This window comes from Peribacillus sp. B65 (genome assembly GCF_058513295.1).
In genome coordinates, this window is sequence record NZ_CP195840.1 from 5,252,483 (window position 1) to 5,267,783 (window position 15,301).

A 15,301-nucleotide genomic window follows, 5' to 3' on the forward strand; every position below is an offset into this window, starting at 1 on the left:
CGCTGGTCCGACTGCTCCCGCTGCTCCCGTTGGTCCCGCTGGTCCCGCTGGTCCGACTGCTCCCGCTGCTCCCGTTGGTCCCGCTGGTCCGACTGCTCCCGCTGCTCCCGTTGGTCCCGCTGGTCCGACTGCTCCCGCTGCTCCCGTTGGTCCCGCTGGTCCGACTGCTCCCGCTGCTCCCGTTGCTCCGGTTGCTCCCGCCGGTCCTGGGATTCCCGCTGCTCCCGGGATTCCCGTTGCTCCGGTTGCTCCTCTTTGTCCTATCGGTCCCCTTAGTCCTGCCGGTCCCCTTGGTCCTACCGGTCCCCTTGGTCCTACCGGTCCCTGTTTTCCTTTTGATCCTTTTGGTCCTCTAGGCCCCTTGGGCCCCTGAGGTCCACGGGGTCCTTCTTTATGCTCACACTTACAATGTTCCTTTTCACAACGACAACAAAATTTTTTATTCTTGTCGTTACAGGAAGATTCATGATTTTTTTCGCATTTACAATGTCTCTTTCCACATTGTAGGCAACTCACTTTATTCTTGTCACCACAGGAAGATTCATGATTTTTTTCGCATTTACAATGTATCTTTTCACAACTTTTGCACCGTCTTTTAATTCTGATAACTTTTTTTTGCTTCCTGAGATTTCCTTCTTCATTTTTTCCCTTCACACAAACCATGCCTCCTTTCTTTTTAACATGTATATTGCCCTGGAGTGTAGAGCGGAACGGCTACATGGTAAAATCAAAAGGAGAAAATTGGGGTGTATTTCTAATTCATTATTATCAAAAAAACCCCCAAGAAATTTAAATTAATAAATAAGCAGTTAGACTTAAAACTTCATCGTTAGTTCATAATAAAATCACATTATTCAACAAATCCTAAATAAAAAAAGAGGCTTTCCCCTCATCGATTGCATCAAAGATCTTCACTATCCCCTTAAATATAATATCGACCTCAATGGCTTATACACAACAACAGTTGGTTTTTTAGGATTGTAAGGCAATAAATTAGGGATTTACGGTAATTCTTTTGCCTTCGTAATACCTTTTACTACAGCGGCTTTGTAGTCGCTACCCCAGTCTTCTTTAAGGCACCGCTCCTTTTGTTCCTAATGGAAATGTTTACTTTGAAGGGGAATTTTATCTTAAAAAGATCGAGATAAAATAAAAATCCTACGTAACTTTATGTTAGAGGACTAATGAGGAGCGTTAAAATCAATGTGTGGTTTGCAGAAATAATATACCAATGTTACCACTTCTACACGTCAATATCTATTCGTGTAATAGGTATAAGAAAAAAGAAAAGTCCATGCGCTCTAGAATTTGCCGCATGGACTGTTTGCTTCTATAATTGCTTACTACAAAATAACGAGAAAGTTTCCACATATATACGGGAACAATACAAAATCCCTAGAAGTTTGTTGCTATCGGAGATCTTCCCCCCCATCGCACCACTTGGCTATCAAGTCCAACGACTCGAATTCCATGTCTCTTAATAATTCTAATATTTAACATATTTAACCTCAAAACCCCATTACTTACAAAACCTGTTATTCCTCAAGCATGCCCTTAATTCGCTTTACTTTGTCTTCCATCCTGCGTTCTTTATCACGACGGTCATCGATTCGGATATTCGTACAGACTCTAGCAAGACCTTTTTCAAAAGGTACTTCGTGCATCGCTTGGATCACTTCAAATAATTTAGGCAGGTCGCCTTCAATGATTGTATTCATGGGTGTCAGTTGAAAACGGATTTCTCCCTTCTCTTCATATTGCTTTAATACTCTTTGAATATCTGCCACATAGCTGCTAACACTTGGAGTTTGTGTACCGACAGGAATAACCGTTACATCAACAATTGCCATTTTTATTCACCAATCCTTTTTATGTATTAATCAAGAAGCTTACTAACATCCATCCTAGTATAGTCGGGTGTTTTTTACTATTATAACTCAAACTTCGAACCTGGGAAATTTGATATGAGTTTTGGAGCGTGAGATTCGTAAATCAAAGCACTTCTACTGGCAAGAAAATTACTGTAGAATCAGCCAAATAAACAAGTCCACCTCTATTAAAATAGAGGTGGACTTGTTTTAGATCGATTTCTTATGCCTTATCTTTTCATTTATATAATCCTTATAGACTAAAACAGCAACAACAATAAAACTTAGACTAACAAACCTGAAGATCATCTCTAAACTGATCCATTTAGCTAAAATACCTAATACAAATGCGCTAACTCCAACACCAACGTCAAAACTGGAAAAAAAGGTTGCGTTGGCTGCTCCTCTTTTTTCTTCACTTACCTTTTGAACAGTCCATGTTTGTAAACATGGCATAACAGTTCCATAACCTGCCCCAAATAAAATCGCCGCAATGATAAGTTGAGAATCATTTGTCGTATACGATAGGATAACAATTGAAAAAAATCCTAACACAGCTGACATAATGATAATAGACCAAGGTCCTTTTTTGTCATACCATTTTCCGGTAAACGGACGTAGTAAAGTTGAGACAGTTGCATTGATAAGGAAGAATAGAAAAATATGATCTACTTCCCTTTGTTCACCAAAAAGAACCAAAAATGTAATAATAGCCCCAAAACCAAGTGTTGTAATAACTGTAAGTAATGCTGGGAACCAAACGTCTTTTTCAAAAATCATATTCAAAAAACGAAATGGCTTCTTCTCACGCTTTACAATAGTAGGTGAATATACAAATTGAAGCGCAATTACTGCCAATAAGCTCAGTATTACTGATGACCATATCAAAATATTGAAGGAAAAAGAGTCATAGATTAGGATACCTATACTTGGTGCAACGATAGCCCCGACTGTCGTGGATATAGAAAAATACCCTATTCCTTCTCCTAAGCGTGTCTTAGGAATCAAATCCACTACTATTGTACTATTAGCTGTAGTTGATACCCCCCACGCTGCACCATGGAAAAGTCGTAACAATAGAATAAGCCATATAATATTAAGAAACGGATATAGTATCGTAATGATCATTAAAGCTGCACTTGCACAAATGGCTAGACTTTTCCTCTGGTTATCAATTAAATAGTAACCTACAAAAGGCCTGATGAAAACAGCACCTATCGTAAATAATGATGTTACTAGACCAACCTGAATGGAAGATGCATCCATGCTTAACAAATAGGCGGGCAAAATAGGAAGCAACATTTCAAACCCAATAAAAACTAAAAAGTTGCTTATAAATAAAAAAAGAAATGATTTATTAAAGATTCTTTGATTTTTCATATAATTATTCCTCGCTTCTAAATTATTTTTCTAAGTTAGAAGCGTTTGGAACACCGAAACGTTTTTCAATTGTCTAAGGTCTTTAGTCAATTGACTCACCCTCTCTAAACCCTTTAAAAAATTCATCAAACAATCATATCAGAACCTACCCTTATAAACAAGCTCTTATTTTACAGCTTTATATTAAGGAATTAAGGGAGGGACAAGTAAAAACATTTAAGGAAATTTACATTATTTTAAATAACTATTGTGGTTATATATAGGTTGTGACGGGAAAAACCCGACACTTTCTAAATGAGTAAAAAGTTATTTGGAGTAATATGGTTTTTTCTACTATCAATTAAAGCAATACAGTGAGCCAATCGTTCTACCCCTAGTTTAATTTGATTCTCGTTCACTTGAGAGATGCATAATCGAACGAGATTTTCCTTTTTATATTCTGCTAAAAACATTCTGGAGGCATCATCAACATATATATGCTGCTCGTTTAGCATATGAACCACCTGTTTTGCTTTCACATTCTCGGGCAAACTGATGGAAAGATAGAATCCGGAATTCGGTTTAGAAAAAGATGTATTAGCCGGCAGCAATAATTCACATGCTTCTTGAAGGATTTGCATTTTAGTACGGTATACCTCTTTTACTTTTTTGAGATGACTATAAAACATACCGCTTTTCAAATAGATTTCTAGCGCACCTTGAGAAAGTGCTGAACTATTAAAATCAGAACTGAATTTATATCGCAAAAAATTGTTAATCATTAATGCAGGAAGAACGACAGTACCAATCCTTAATCCTGGGAGAAAGATTTTCGATAGGCTTTTAATATAGATCACTCTCCCAGAAGGATCAAAAGAAAATAAAGGATCAGATTTTGGATTTGGATCAAGGTCTCCTAAAATATCATCCTCCACTATATATACATCGTATTTTTCAGCTAACTCAACGATTTTTTTCTTTTCGCTATTCGTGTAACTATGTCCAAGTGGATTGTGAAATCTCGGGATAATATAAAAAAATTTTATATCATTATTTCGAAAAATGTATTCCAGCCGATCAAGATCAATCCCTTCCATTGATAATTCAATACCAAAAGTAGTAGCTTGATGCAGATTGATCGACTCAATGAATCCGAAATAAGTCGGCTGTTCAATTAGAATATTGTTTTTTCCATTCGGGAATGGCATAGAAACTAATAAATTAAGGGCTTGCTGCGAGCCAGAAACAACCACTAATCTCTCCGGTTGAGTGAACACCTGTAAGTTTTGCAAATATTTCACCAACTGTACTCGCAGTGAGTAAAGCCCTTGTTGATCAGAGTATGTAAAAAGCTCTTCTTTATAATGGTCGATTGCTTGATTCATACAATGTTGAAATTCCACATAAGGCATAACATTTTTATCTGGACCGGCAGACAAAAAATCAATCACCTCATTTTCTACCGTCTCTTTTTGATATTCATTCACAACATAGTAGCCGCTTTTAGGAACAGAATAAATTAAATGCTCTTTTTCAAGTTCTACGTATGCTTTAATGACCGTATTTTTGCTACATGAAAAATACTCAGATAACTGACGAATCGAAGGAAGCTTACTGCCTGCAATTAGCGAACCATCTTCAAGGCGAAGCTTAATGTCTTCCATTATCTTTATATATTTTGAGTTCATATATTGATCCCCCTTCATCTGTACCAGGACAGATAGGTAAAAAAATGGTTTATTTTTATTGAGCATACTCATAGTATGTTAATTATATCAAAACTGTTTTTAAGTTAAATAAAAAATGGTACAGATGTGGTACAAAGTATAAAGATTGGGGTTGGAACAGATGCGGGGAGAAAAAAGAGAAAAATTCGGATTATTTTTGGGATTAGTGGGGGTCATTTGTTTTAGTTTAACGCTCCCTTCTACAAGTATTGCAGTAGAATATTTTGGGACTACGATCGTTGGTTTAGGAAGAACGGTTGTTGCCGCTATTTTAGTAGCCGTGGTACTAATTGTTCGAAAAGAAAAGCTACCATCTCTTCGCCAATTCAAACGTCTACTTATAGTTGCTTTTGGTGCAGTTTTAGGATTTCCTCTCCTCACTTCTTGGGCAATGGAAACCTTGCCTGTTTCTCATGGAGCTGTGGAATTAGCTCTGTTGCCGTTAGCAACAGCCGGATTTGCTATATTTAGGGCAGGTGAAAACCCATCTCTCAAATTCTGGATTTCAAGTATAATCAGCTCTTTAGCGGTAGTTATGTATGCACTTCATCTTGGATTCGGCCAATTGCAATATGCCGATTTAGCTTTACTGGCAGCAGTGATCATACTTGGACTTAGTTACGCAGAAGGGGGGGAATTAGCGAAAGAAATAGGCAGCTGGCAAGTGATTGCTTGGGCAATTATGATCGGTGCTCCATTTTTCGTTATTCCAGTTGGGCTAAACCTCACGAATGAAATGCTTCATGCCCCTTTACAAGCTTGGATCAGTTTCATTTATCTCGCAGTCGTTAGTCAATTTCTAGCATATGTTGCTTGGTATAGTGGAATGGCTATGGGCGGGATAGCAAGAGTTAGCCAGATTCAATACTTACAACCATTTTTGATGATTCTATTTGCAACAGTATTTCTAAATGAATCCATCACAATTTTCACTCTTATAATAGCAGTGATTGTTGTCTTTTCTGTTATATTAGGCAAAAATGCTCCTGTATCAAAAAACAGAGCTGTATCGGGGAAAACCTAACTGCATGTTCAATTGAGATTTCTGTATAATCAAATAAAAAATGTATATTCCTGCACAATTTATCAGTAAAGACTCAATACTTGCCTTCGACATTATGAGGGAACATAGTATTGCGAACTTTTTTCTTAAACATATGGATGGCTTACGGGACTCATTTAGCGTAAATATTAAACAAAAACATTTGATGCGAAAGCAAAGATAAGTCAAAATCATCCATTACTAAGACAAAAGTTAATTGTTTAGCAACTGGAAAAAATCCCAAACACTAATGAGCAACAGATTTCATTATTAAAGAAATCAAACCTAAAAAAACAAAGTGAATGCTACTGCCCTAACGGGAGTGTTGATCAAAAAAGGATTAACACTCTTTTCCTTCATTAAGTGGTGTGTTGAAATTCTATAATTTTTTTAAGCTAATGCATCCTATAGTTTAAGTATTTGCTATCATATACGTTTGTTATTGGCTTGAACCCAATCCACAAAGGCTTCAATGCCATTCACGACTGCTTTGGTCCGTATGGAGTGATACAAATCAAAATTGTGCCCCGCACCAGGAAGTTCGACATAAACAACCGGATTGGATGAGGAATCACGCAGATGCTCCGTGAAGCGTCGGGAATTTTCCACAGACACTAACCTGTCCTGGTCACCATGCGCCACGAAAAATGGAGGTGCTTCTTTTACCTTTTGCCACTTTATGAAATTTCACTCTTAACTATATGTAAGATCACTATTATAGTTCTTAAGTTTCACCTTTACATGCTTTTTTCTATTAGTTGTTCGTAAGCACGCGTGAATCCTTCTTCCACAAAATTGCCCCGGCTGAATAAGGAAAAGACTGTCTTAAAGACAGCTCTGATATTAAGCTATTCCCCGTCTCCAATTGGGTCAACCCGGATTTGTTGTGTCCCATGAGTACAATTTATTTCTTATTATTTTACAACTAAAATCAATATGCGTGATCTATTGGAAAATACTATTATCTGGATTTCGCTTTTTAACGATGGTCATAGGCAAATCCGCAAGTGTCACACACACCTGTTCCAATCAACTTTTTTAACTTTTGATAGAACCCTTTTGTCTACAAACTGAAGAGTTTATCCTAGTCTATGGCTTAACCTTATATCTCAAAACAGTTTTTAATTTTGCAGGTTCGACTTTTCTAAAATCTGAAAGATATATTTCTCTGTGTTGTAATGAAGTTCTTTCAAGATTATTATTTTTTATGAATTCATTCATTAATTTAAAACTTTGAGGTTCATCATCATATGGACCTACATGAAGCATTTGGACAGATAATCCATCATGAAATGTACCGAACTTTACATCATTTAGAAATGGATGTGGTTTCTTTTTTCGTACATGTTCAAATGCTCTCTCCACTACTTCTTTTGTTACAAAATCTGGTTGTCTAATCATGATCGTATATAATAATTCATCTTTATTTAAAGAATCTTTTTTTCTTCCCTCTTCTGTTAAATCCCATATTCCTTCCAATGGATATACGGTATATTCAAAATATCCATCTGGAGTGTATCCTTGCTTCGGCATCATTCTGACCGCATAAGCCAATGAATAAAGAACACCTATCTTTTCAGCGAATTCGTGCTCATTTGGATTTCCTTTTCCCTTAATCGAAAAGAATTTCTGTTCAGGAATTGTTACAAGTTCAGATTTTTGTTTTGGGATATATAAATTCTTCTCTTGTTTTCTCCATTCGTATTTCATTAGTTTTGTTCCCCTTCTCTATAACTTTTCATTATGTTTGATTACTACTTCAACGTCCTTTTAATTAAACCTTCATTTGAACAATTCCTTCAAGCCCTTATTGTTTCACTAAATCAAAATAAGCTGGACTATTCCCGTACATCTTTTGTGTTACCTTTTGACCAATATGATAGATAGAAAGGGTGGTACATATTTGTACCACCCTTCTACTTCTCGTTCCACAATCGTACCTTTAATTTTATACAAGAAAAGCTTTACTCTCATATAACAATTACTTCTATTTCGTCATGAAATTACTGCTGCATTATTTGAATGAGGTTGCCGCATGTATCGTCGAAGACAGCTATTGTGACTTCGCCCATTTTTGTCGGCTCCATAGTAAACTTCACACCGTTTTCCAATAATCGTTCGTACTCTTTACGAATATCTGAAACGCCAAACATTGTTGCTGGGATTCCTTCGGAAAATATCTTATTTTGATACTCCTTTGCGGCAGGATGCTCATTCGGTTCAAGTAAAAGCTCGGTACCGTCATGATCATCGGGAGAAACAAGCGTAATCCACCTGAATTTCCCCATGGGAACGTCATGCTTTTTTTCAAATCCCAGCTTTTCTGAATAAAATTCCAGTGCCTTGTCTTGGTCTTGTACGAATATACTGGTAACAATGATTTTCATAATGTTTTGCCTCCTTAGATATTTGCAACGTATGGTGATCTGCTGACAATCTGGCTGCAAGCAAAACAACCCATATTCGTCAGAAGTCCTGTTCCGATAAGATTACTCTATCCATCCTTTCAACAAGTTCTTAAGTGGTTCGTTGTTGAACATAAGTACACGATATTTTCCCTTTCGTTTAGATTTTACGAGCCCTGCATCTTCCAATGCAGAAAGATGTTTAGCTATCGCCTGTCTCGAAATGGAAAGGTCATGCTTCATAATGAGACGTACCGTAAGTTCATACAACGTCAACTCATTGCGTTCGGATAGTTCGTCTAATATAAGTCGACGAGTCGAATCGCCTAGTGCTTTGAATATAGCGTCTTTGTCCCAATTCATATATCGATTATAAGCAACTCTACGGTTGCTTGTCAATCATAGGCAACTGTAGAGTTGCATGACAAAGGAACCGTATCATGCAATCTTATCAAGTTAAAGTGACATAATTGTAGTTTGAATCATTATAGAAATTAAAACTTTTTTTTTACAAAAAAGTAACACACTAGCATCTCATATGAAGTGTTACTCCATTGTAGTGTTTAAAATCGATTACAATCATTTAACATAGAAAAAAATCCCTGATCAAAAAGCAGGGATTTTTGGCATTTTAATGGCCTTAGAGAACACAAAAATGATTATTCGATAATAATTTCAATATAAAAACCTTTATACTGTAAGGTATTCAGCAATTACAATATTTCGATATACCCCTCTGTCCCATGCACTCGAATTCGTTGCCCATCTTTTATCAGTTCAGTCGCATGTTCCACCCCAACAACTGCTGGTAAGCCATATTCACGTGCGATAACTGCTCCATGGGTCATCAGTCCACCAACTTCGGTGACTAAGCCTTTTATGGAAACAAACAATGGTGTCCAGCTAGGGTCAGTAAAGGAAGTGACTAATATATCTCCATCCTCTAGATTAGCTTCTTCCATGTTTAAGATGACACGTGCTCTTCCCTCAATAACACCGGAAGAAACAGGCAGACCTACAATAGCTTCGGCTGGGAGATTTTCTCGTTTGTACTCACCTACAATGATTTCACCATCAGACGTGATTACACGTGGGGGAGTTAGTTTTTCATATAATTTGTACTCGTCTTTTCGTTTGCTGATGATCTGGTAATCCAGTTTGTTTGTGCGTACTACTTCGCCAAGTTCTTCAAAAGTGAGATAGTATATATCTTCTTTTTCATGAATGACGCCTATTTGTACGAGTTGGTCGGCTTCTTTCAGTAAAGCCTGCTTATAAACGAAATAGCGACTAACCATGCCGTATTTGGGATATTCACGATAACCGATGAAATTCCGGATTAGGTCGATCATTCGTTTTGTTTCCTTGGCTTTTTGATCACCATCCGGTAATTGCTTCAATCGATCTAATAACTCTTGTTCTTTTTTCAAAGCTGCCTGTCGCCCTTGCTCAAATTTCCGTTTACTAGCATTAGGCTCAAAGTTTTTAATGTTACCCAGAATCAACGGGACAAGTGTAATTGGTTTTTCACTCCAACGAGTTCTAGTAATATCGATTTCCCCGGCACCTCGCATGCCGTATTTGCCGAGATAATCATAGATAGCTTCTTGCGTTTTTTGTCCACCTTCGAACTTAACCAGTTCACCCAAAAAGTTATCATCTTTTACATATTGTAAATAATTAATGACTTCCGGATAAGGACGAATCACATCTGCGACCTCCAGTAGCGCCAGACCCATTTCCGAGGTAATATTGTTTGGTACAGATTGAGAAAGCGTATCTGCTGCGTTTTTTTCTCCTAACCACTCATTCATATTTTCATTGATCCATGATGAAGCATCCATAGCAGCCATAAACACAGCTGAACTTTGTGGGTCAAATAAAATCTTCTTTAATATCTGGATATCTTCCAGAATAAAATCAAATAAATCCGACCCTGATTTCCTTTGGATGTTTTGTTTTAACTCTTCTATCGATGTTTGACTGTTCTTAATCAAATCAGAAACGATTGTCGGGTCGTTTTCGATTTGTGCCCTAGAATTAGCAGACGACACACTTTTATTGCTTTTACCGGAACTCTGTTCTTGCTTATCATTTGGTAAAGATTTTATGAAATCTCCTCGCTCTATTATGGTAATGAGTGCGTCTTTCATGAGCGGATCATGTTGTCCCATTGCATCTAATAACATTTTTTTGCTGTCAAGTGAAGCCAGCATATGTGTGACATCAACAAACAGCCTTCCGCCAGCTTTACGCATAGGTGCAGGAGTCGTTAACAGGAAAAAAGACAATCCCAATGGTTTCATGGGGTCGGTCATCATTTGTTGATGACCGACAGATACATAAACGTGATTTATTTGATCATTCACTTCAGGGATCGGGTATAAAGTAGTGATTGGCCGACTCTGGACTATATAAAATGTATCATCAACCAAACACCATTCGATATCTTGTGGTCGACCAAAATATGCTTCGATCTGTCTTCCGATGCGTGCCAGTTGTAAAATCTGTTGATCAGTAAGTGTTTGTGTCTTTTGCTGATCCGGATCGACCTGTTGTTTCACTGTTCCGCCTTCTTTTCGTCCATAGATAGCCAATTTCTTGGTTGCTATCATCTTATCGACGATTTCCTCTTCCTGTACTTTATAACAATCGGCAGAAACCAAGCCAGAAACCAGTGCTTCTCCAAGTCCAAAACTGGCATCGATTGATAGCAGCTTTCGGTTAGAAGTAATCGGATCAGCTGTAAATAAAATCCCTGAAGCCTGTGGGAAAACCATCCTTTGAACGAGAACGGATAAATAAACTTGACTGTGGTCAAATCCATTTTGCATACGGTAGATTACCGCGCGATCCGTAAATAGGGAAGCCCAACATTTCCTGATATGCTGCAAGATGGCATCGAAGCCGATAATATTTAAATAAGTGTCATGTTGACCAGCAAAAGAGGCATGTGGTAAATCTTCCGCAGTCGCACTAGAACGGACTGCATATGCATGTTCATCACCAAACTGGGAGAGAAAGTGAGTAACTGCTTTCACAACATCGGAAGGAATTTCTACATCCTTAATGATTTGTCGAATCTTCCTGCTGATTTCACCAATTTGTTCACGATCTTCTACTTTTAGAATTGTCAGTCGATCCAACAAAGCTTGGTACGTTTCGTTTTGTTCGATGGCTTTTTGATATCCCACGGTTGTAACACAAAATCCTTCTGGTACTTGTATTCCTTCAATTTTTGATAATTCCCCTAAATTTAATCCTTTTCCGCCAACGAGCAATAGCTGTGTTTTTTCCATCTCCTGAAAACCGAGAACCAATGAACCCATTCTATATCCCTCCCACAAATCTCAATAAAGGTCTATTGTATTTTAGCAGTAGCAATTAAGAATAAATAGTCTATATTTACCATTTCTTATATGCTATAATTAAATTAGGAAGAGTAAGAGTTCAACTATCATACAGTAACCAAATGCCCCGGTTTATCCCCTTGAAAGCAGTTCATATACCTCGAATGATTTACATTTCCTTAAAAAATACCAGAATCAAAATAAATTTGCCCTGGCAGAACTGTATCATCATGATTTAATTTAGTACTTTAAAAGAAATGACGGTAATTTCATACCATAATCATCATTATTTAATGTCTATTCTCGGATACTAAAACGCTTCGTTATTCCGAAAATTTCAATGCATTGTATACGTCATGCCCATGCAATTTTTTTTATGTTTAGGAACCGATTTTTTTAATCTCTGTAGCTGACCTCTGCTAATTTTATCTTTTCCCTCACATTCATCATACCCGCTTTTTATACACCCTTATTGCAAAAGGTATAAGCCACTATCAGAATCCCAATGCCCCACCCAAGAGCAATCCATATATCATTACCCACTGGCTGACTTGACAACAACACACGAATGGATTCCACTATCGAGGTTACCGGTTGATTTTCGGCAAAGGGCGATCTACCGACGGCATCGAATCGGTTGGTACAAACGCTGAGCTGATAAACGGCAGGAAGATTAACGGATAGGAAAAGGCGCTTGCACCGTCCACTGATTTTGCGGACAGTCCGGCAGTCGCCGCGATCCAAAGTCAGGGCCAGCGTAAACAGCGCAAGAATACCGGATACGGCGAGCCATGACAGCACCCCCGTCGATAATCGAAAGTCCATATTGAGGCAACGAGAGTGATTACGACAACGGAAAAGGCTTTGGATACCAGCGAGGTTAGCACATGCCCCCACAGCACGGTGGAACGCGAAATCGGCATGGAGTGAAACCTCCCGAATATGCTCCTTTGAGTATCTAAAAATAGGCGGTAAGCCGTATATGAAATACCACTCGCAATCGGCAGGATAAAAAAGCACCCAGATTAATGGATGCCCTGTGCTTTTATTCACTACTCTTGACGTCTTTTATTAAATCATCTTTAAATGACTTTGCATCTCTTTCAAACACTTTTTCAAAACTTTTTTCATACTCTTCGTAGGTTATCTGACCTTTTTCAATCAGTAATTCTACTATAGCTTTAACCCTTACTCTATTCGACACTAATTCGTTCGTCATATTGGACAATAAAATACCGATTTTCTCATAATCATCATTCATTTTTTGTCATCCCCTTCGTTTAACCAATACGACAAAAATGAGACGTTTTCCTGCAAATAATAAGCACCTTAATGTATAAGTGCTCTATTTTAATTAAATTCATAGCGATCATCATATGTTCTTTCTAATTTGCTCAAAACGCAGTATTCCTTTTTTAATGTTTGCAACTGATTCTCCAACTCTGAATTTATGCCGTTTCCCATTTTCTCTATAATTTCTTTTTGGGCTTTTTTATTGTCAAACAACTTTTTTAGCACTTTCGCATGTTCATCAAATATATCCACCTTTTCTCCCCCTTAATTTTTATACTATTTATATTCAATTAAAAGGCAAGGATTCCTAATTGTTTATTCGCTCTAAACTAGGCACATGATATTACAATCACTTTATATGTTGTAGATCATGTATTTCTGTATGCCTAGTTTACAAGGAAGATAAAAAACGCCTACCCGATGGATAGACGGTTATGATATATATTCAACAAAAGAGGGAATACGTAGCTTAACCGTACTATAATGAATAGTGGATACTATGTTCAAAATGACATAGACTATCCACTATTTTTTTACATACTATAATTGCTTTCCATTCTATTTATTCCTAGTATTAAATGTTTAATATATAAGAGATACATGAGTAAGGGATTATGTTTATGAGGAGGCGAAAAAATGAAAGTTCAAGAAGTTCTATTAGAGAATGGCATCAAAAGATATATGCTTGTAGACCATTATGGGGTTCCTGTTCTTTCTGTATTAAAGTACATAAAATATTTAGATACAACAGGAAAAAGCAATAATACACAAAAAACCTACTGTTACTCATTAATATCTTTGTGTTGTTCTGGAATAATAGACATCCCCTCATAGGTATCATCAGTTGCTTTTTGATATGCAAACCAACCTAAAAAAATTAAAAACACAAGGCTTCCAATTAATAGAAAATTCTTTTTGTTCATTTTATCCCCCTTAATAAGTACACCAAATTATTTCTTTAAGTACGATTGTTAGATTTTTATATATTTTTATATTCTATGTGATAGTGTAGCTTTGAAACAAAGTTTGATCAAAAATTAATACAAAAAAACCTTAATAAATGAATAAATAGATAGGGCATGTTTTGAAAAAAGATTAATCAAAACATGCCCTTTTATATTTAATAATTATTCTTTTATAAAAAGGATTGATTATATTTGTGTTCCTTAATCAACTAACGCACCCGTTAGTTTAAGTATATTTCTTCACAAGTTTATATTAGTTCGCAACTAAGATTTAAGAACATAATTGATAAATTCTGTTTTTGCTTTAGTGTACGCTTCACGATCATTGCTATATTTTTTTGCTAAAGTTCTTTTAAGAATAGCGTATTCATCAATAAACTGCTGATTAGTCCGTAATAAATCACGAAAAAGTAGCTGATTATCCCACCGTTCTTCTCCCTCAAGTAAAATATGTAAATGTACTACTCGTTTGTTGTTAATTACTTTTACAAAAAATCTTTGCCAAAGTCGATTGTCTATGTTAGGTGGTACATAATTCCAGTCGTGATTAGCTAACAACGAAGATATTTCTTTTATTTTTTGAAATGAATCAATTTTAGCCATTAAATCAATGATTGGTTTAGCTGGTAAATTAGGAATAGATGTACTTCCATAATGTTGAATTTCCGTTATGCCGAAAGTTGAAAGAAGATTAAGAAGAAGTGCTTTTTCCTGATTACCTTTTTCTACCCACTTGGGATTTGGTTCGACAATGTCTATTGTCTCATTAGCCCAAACGGGCCATGTGCTTTCATCATGAATATCTTTCATTTTACTCTCCCTCAAGATTTTAATTTTTTCAGTTACAGAAAAATCTTTGTACCTGCATTCTTTTACAAACCTGCCTCGATAAAAGAAAAAGGCCTAGCAGGAAAGAAAAGAATTAGCCATTTCCTGATAACATAACTAAGTCATACAAGTAATTAACAACTTTACCCATTCTCCAAGCTATTATTGCTGAACTAATTGCAATTACAGCTAAACTCACAACTTTTATTAACTCTAATTTGCCTTTATCCACCTATATCTCTCCTCAACCTGTACTATTTATGAGTATATATTCTTCAACGATAATAAATAATCCTTGTGCAACTAACCTGCTCCGTTAGTTCCATAAAGAAAAAGCTGCCTTAAAGACAGCTCCGATCTTCAGCTAACGCACCCGTTAGTTTAAGTAGGTTTCTTCACAAACTTTTTAGTATTTCAGTTAATACAGGAATGCTGCCCCGTTTCAAGATAAGAAAAGGCTATGT

Annotated in this window: 15 protein-coding genes and 3 pseudogenes; 2 read left to right on the forward strand and 16 right to left on the reverse strand. The window is 36.7% G+C overall.

Going from position 1 to position 15,301, the window contains the following annotated elements; all coding sequences use genetic code 11:
* The 5 genes and pseudogenes from ACSR9O_RS25750 to ACSR9O_RS25770 all read right to left on the reverse strand — a co-directional run.
* Positions 1–516 (reverse strand): annotated as a pseudogene (locus ACSR9O_RS25750) (collagen-like protein); the annotation flags it as partial.
* Positions 513–641, reverse strand: a complete 129-nt coding sequence (locus tag ACSR9O_RS25755; protein WP_260357164.1) for a hypothetical protein — start codon at positions 639–641, stop codon at positions 513–515. The pseudogene ACSR9O_RS25750 and the gene ACSR9O_RS25755, both read right to left, overlap by 4 nt.
* Before the next feature lie 894 nt (positions 642–1,535).
* The gene (locus tag ACSR9O_RS25760; protein WP_230178269.1) at positions 1,536–1,850 is read right to left on the reverse strand and encodes an MTH1187 family thiamine-binding protein; all 315 of its coding nucleotides are present in this window, start codon (positions 1,848–1,850) and stop codon (positions 1,536–1,538) included.
* A 228-nt stretch (positions 1,851–2,078) separates the two neighbouring features.
* The gene (locus ACSR9O_RS25765) at positions 2,079–3,248 is read right to left on the reverse strand and encodes an MFS transporter (protein WP_491725319.1); all 1,170 of its coding nucleotides are present in this window, start codon (positions 3,246–3,248) and stop codon (positions 2,079–2,081) included.
* Between the two features lie 290 nt (positions 3,249–3,538).
* Positions 3,539–4,915, reverse strand: a complete 1,377-nt coding sequence (locus ACSR9O_RS25770; protein WP_491725320.1) for an aminotransferase-like domain-containing protein — start codon at positions 4,913–4,915, stop codon at positions 3,539–3,541.
* Between the two features lie 160 nt (positions 4,916–5,075).
* Between ACSR9O_RS25770 and ACSR9O_RS25775 the strand changes: the two genes are divergently transcribed.
* Positions 5,076–5,978: a DMT family transporter gene (locus ACSR9O_RS25775; protein WP_491725321.1), complete on the forward strand. Its 903-nt coding sequence runs from the start codon at positions 5,076–5,078 to the stop codon at positions 5,976–5,978.
* A 444-nt stretch (positions 5,979–6,422) separates the two neighbouring features.
* Here ACSR9O_RS25775 and ACSR9O_RS25780 read toward each other — a convergent pair whose 3' ends face one another.
* The 8 genes and pseudogenes from ACSR9O_RS25780 to ACSR9O_RS25815 form a co-directional block, all read right to left on the reverse strand.
* On the reverse strand, positions 6,423–6,677 hold the full coding sequence (locus ACSR9O_RS25780; RefSeq protein ID WP_402942954.1) for an alpha/beta hydrolase: 255 nt from the start codon (positions 6,675–6,677) through the stop codon (positions 6,423–6,425).
* A 408-nt stretch (positions 6,678–7,085) separates the two neighbouring features.
* The gene (locus tag ACSR9O_RS25785; RefSeq protein WP_491725322.1) at positions 7,086–7,706 is read right to left on the reverse strand and encodes a GyrI-like domain-containing protein; all 621 of its coding nucleotides are present in this window, start codon (positions 7,704–7,706) and stop codon (positions 7,086–7,088) included.
* A 293-nt stretch (positions 7,707–7,999) separates the two neighbouring features.
* Positions 8,000–8,383, reverse strand: coding sequence for a VOC family protein (locus ACSR9O_RS25790; RefSeq protein ID WP_260357158.1), 384 nt, complete (start codon positions 8,381–8,383; stop codon positions 8,000–8,002).
* A gap of 102 nt (positions 8,384–8,485) precedes the next feature.
* Positions 8,486–8,764 (reverse strand): ArsR/SmtB family transcription factor, encoded by a 279-nt coding sequence (locus tag ACSR9O_RS25795; RefSeq protein ID WP_101221498.1) that lies wholly within the window; start codon positions 8,762–8,764, stop codon positions 8,486–8,488.
* Between the two features lie 350 nt (positions 8,765–9,114).
* Positions 9,115–11,730 carry a phosphoenolpyruvate synthase gene (gene ppsA, locus ACSR9O_RS25800; protein WP_491725323.1) on the reverse strand — a complete coding sequence of 872 codons (2,616 nt, stop codon included), beginning with the start codon at positions 11,728–11,730 and terminating at the stop codon, positions 9,115–9,117.
* 467 nt (positions 11,731–12,197) lie between these two features.
* A pseudogene (locus ACSR9O_RS25805) lies at positions 12,198–12,761 on the reverse strand (ABC transporter permease); the annotation flags it as partial.
* Between the two features lie 35 nt (positions 12,762–12,796).
* Positions 12,797–13,012, reverse strand: a complete 216-nt coding sequence (locus tag ACSR9O_RS25810) for a hypothetical protein (RefSeq protein WP_101221496.1) — start codon at positions 13,010–13,012, stop codon at positions 12,797–12,799.
* 89 nt (positions 13,013–13,101) lie between these two features.
* Positions 13,102–13,296 (reverse strand): hypothetical protein, encoded by a 195-nt coding sequence (locus ACSR9O_RS25815; RefSeq protein ID WP_101221495.1) that lies wholly within the window; start codon positions 13,294–13,296, stop codon positions 13,102–13,104.
* 384 nt (positions 13,297–13,680) lie between these two features.
* Here ACSR9O_RS25815 and ACSR9O_RS25820 point away from each other — a divergent pair.
* Positions 13,681–13,836: pseudogene (locus ACSR9O_RS25820) on the forward strand (tyrosine-type recombinase/integrase); the annotation flags it as partial.
* Here the strand turns inward: ACSR9O_RS25820 and ACSR9O_RS25825 are convergent.
* From ACSR9O_RS25825 to ACSR9O_RS25835, 3 genes are all read right to left on the reverse strand, one after another.
* Complete coding sequence (locus ACSR9O_RS25825) at positions 13,827–13,967, reverse strand: hypothetical protein (RefSeq protein WP_157830939.1); 141 nt, start codon at positions 13,965–13,967, stop codon at positions 13,827–13,829. The pseudogene ACSR9O_RS25820 and the gene ACSR9O_RS25825 overlap by 10 nt on opposite strands.
* 306 nt (positions 13,968–14,273) lie before the next feature.
* Positions 14,274–14,819, reverse strand: a complete 546-nt coding sequence (locus ACSR9O_RS25830) for a GrpB family protein (protein WP_491725324.1) — start codon at positions 14,817–14,819, stop codon at positions 14,274–14,276.
* 112 nt (positions 14,820–14,931) lie between these two features.
* On the reverse strand, positions 14,932–15,069 hold the full coding sequence (locus ACSR9O_RS25835) for a hypothetical protein (RefSeq protein ID WP_157830938.1): 138 nt from the start codon (positions 15,067–15,069) through the stop codon (positions 14,932–14,934).
* Between the last annotated feature and the right edge of the window lie 232 nt (positions 15,070–15,301).